The organism is Nonomuraea basaltis (assembly GCF_005893125.1).
Classification (GTDB): Bacteria; Actinomycetota; Actinomycetes; order Streptosporangiales; family Streptosporangiaceae; genus Nonomuraea; species Nonomuraea basaltis.
Map to the genome: position 1 here is coordinate 1 of NZ_VCJS01000476.1, position 3,049 is coordinate 3,049.

1 protein-coding gene is annotated in these 3,049 nt (G+C 69.5%); it reads right to left on the reverse strand.

The features are described from left to right. A partial coding sequence (locus tag EJK15_RS68525) for an ATP-binding protein (protein WP_476739217.1) occupies positions 1 to 3,001 on the reverse strand: 3,001 nt, incomplete at its 3' end. Between the last annotated feature and the right edge of the window lie 48 nt (positions 3,002 to 3,049).

Below are 3,049 nucleotides of genomic sequence, written 5' to 3' on the forward strand. Positions count from 1 at the left end.
AAGCGAGCGTGATCTCGGCCAGCTCACGCCAATCCCGCCGCTCACCAGCACGGGTCGCCTCGGTGAACACGGTTTCACCGAGGCGACTGCGCGCGTCCGCGGCGATCCTGGAAGCATCCGGCTGTGAATGATCCGGCGTACCGCGCACGCCGTCGCTTGCCGCGAGCAATCGCGCGGCCTGCTCGTACTGTCCCTGGCGCAGTGCGAGATCCGCGATCCCGACCAACATCTCGGCGATCAGCGGCGGATACGTCGTCTCCACAGCCGCGCGGATCGCCTCGCTCCGATGCGCGCGGGCCTTCTCGAGGTCCTCGGTGAGGTAGCCGTACAGGTCCATGGTCTTGGCGCGGGTCAAGTCGCTCAGTTCCTCGTTGTCCAGCATCGCCCGCACCATGGCCAGGTGCTGGTGTGCCTTGTCCGGCTCGCCGCGCCAGCGCGCCAGCTGCGCCTTCGAGAGCTCCAGCTCGGCAAGCGTGTCCGGCCAGGCGATTTCGCCTGCGTACCGCTGCGCTTCGATCATGGCGGACGTGCTGGACCGCTCATCGCCGAGCAGCCAGTACAGCTGGGCCTGCCGTGCCCGCAGGCTGACCACGTCCTCGGTCGCGCCTACCTCGGTCAGCGCCACAGTCGCCTCTTCGTAGTGCTCACACGCGCGTGCGAACTCGCCGCGCGTGGCGAGCCGATCGGCCAGGAAGGTCAGCGCCAAGGAGATCCCCATCCGGTCACCCAGCGTGCGGAACTCGGTGAGGGCGATCTCGATGTCGCTGTCCACGTCAGTCTCGTCGGCGATGTGCGTGAGCCGCAGCCGGCCACGAGTGAGCCTGGCCTGCGCGCGCACCCATGGATCGTGGTCGGCGATGAGCGGCTCGAACGCGGGCAGGAAATCCGTCGGCTCCTGCAGCATCCGCTCCCACAGCGCGACGAACCCGAGAATTGCGTGGCGATACCCGCTGCGCTGGGTGAACCGGTGCGCCGCGTGGATCCATTCCTGCGCTTGATACTGATCGCGGCCGGGCCCGGAGGTCAGGAACACTGTCACGATGGTGTACGCCATCGCCCGCACCTCATCGGGCACCTCACCGTGCAGCGAGGCCGCCGCGATGCTCAACTCTGTGCCCTCGGCCCTGTGCCCACTGAGATACCAGTACCAGCCCGCGGCCCCGACCAGCCACATCGCCTCCTGGGCCCATCCCTCGGCGATCGCCCATCGCAGGGCCGCACTGATGTTGTCGTGCTCGGCCTCGAGCGTGGCCAGCCATTCCAGCTGCTCGGCCCGGCGCAGGTGCGGATCGGCCGTCTCGGCCAGCTCGGTGAAGTAGGCAAGGTGCGCCCGGCGCGCCGGCTCGGTCTCCCCGGTTTCGGCGAGCCGGTGCGCCGCGTATTCCCTGATGGTGTTGAGCATCCGGTAGCGCGGCGTGCCCTCGCCGTCGGCGAGCAGCAGCGACTTCTCGATCAACGCGGTCAGCACGTCGAGCACCTGCTCCCCGGCGTACGCGTCGTCCCCGCACACCCGTTCGGCCGCTTCCAGGCTCGCCCCTCCGGAGAACACCGAGAGCCGCCGCAGCACGCCACGTTCGGCCTCGGTCAACAGATCCCAGCTCCAGTCCACGACGGCGCGCAGCGTCTTGTGCCGGGGAAGCGCCGTACGGCTGCCGCTGGTCAACAGACGGAATCGGTCATCGAGCCGATGTGCCAGCTGATCGATGGACATGGTGCGCAGCCGTGCCGCGGCCAGTTCGATCGCCAGCGGCATCCCGTCGAGCGCCCGGCAGATCCGCGCCATGGCCGACAAGGTGTGCGCGTCGGAGCCGATGTCCTTGCGCACCAGACCCGCGCGGTCCCGCAGCAGCCGCACCGCGGGCGAGGACCCGACCTCGGCGGGGTCCGCTCCCTTCGCGGGCGGCTCGAGTGGCTCGACCTGCCACAGCATCTCCCCGGTGATACCGAGCGGTTCCCTGCTCGTGGCCAGAATCCGCAGCCTCCGGCACTCCCCCAGAAGCCGATTCGCGAAAGCCGCGGCCGCCTCGATCACGTGCTCGCAGTTGTCCAGGACCAGCAAGATCGCGCGCTCTCGGACCGCGGCGATGAGCCGATCCATCGGTTCCCCACCCCGCGCATCACCGAGCAATGGCTGGTCACGCAGGCCGATCGCGGTAAGGGCGGCCTGCGCCAGCTCACCGCCTGCCTGCACCGAGGCCAATTCGACCAGCCACGCCCCATCCGGCAGCTCGGCGAGCATCGTCCGCGCGGTCTCCGTGGCCAGCCTTGTCTTGCCGGAGCCACCCGGCCCCGTCAAGGTGACCAGCCGGTGCTTGATGGCCAGAGCGGCGACCGCGGAGATGTCATCGTCCTTGCCGACGAAACTCGTCAGCTCGGCGCGCAGGTTCGTCCTGCGGTTCTCCGCCCGCTCGCCCAGCTCGCCTCGCAGCAACGCGGTGTGCAGCGCGGAAAGCTCGGCCGAGGGATCGGTGCCCAACTCCTCAGCGAGCCGCTCGCGCGTCCGCTGGTACAGGGTCAACGCCTCATTCCCACGCCCCGCCTCGGCGAGCGCTCGCATCAAGGCCGCCACGAACCCCTCCCGCAGCGGATACGTGGCAACCAGCTCGGTCAGCTCGGAGACCAGCTCCGAGCCACGGCCGAGGCGAATATCCGCATCCACCCGATCCCCGAGCGCGGCAACGTAGAGTTCGTCCAGACGCGCGACCGCGGCGTCGAACGCATCGCTGTCCTGCAGTGCGATGTCCGCCATGGCCGTACCGCGCCACAATGCCAAGGCCGAGCGCAGCAGATCCGCCCGCGCCGCAGGCTCGGCCGCACGGGCCTGACCGACCAGGTGCTCGAACCGGCACACGTCCACGGCATCAGGAGCCGCGGCCAGCCGGTAGCCGCCGGAGTCCGCCTCGATCACACCGTCCGGCAACACCCTGCGCAGCCTGGACACCAACGCCTGCAAGGCATTCACTTCGTCCGCGGGCGGCCGTTGCCCCCAAATCCAGTCCACCAGCCTCGCACGCGTGACAATCCGGCCCGGTTCGAGGGCGAGTGCAGC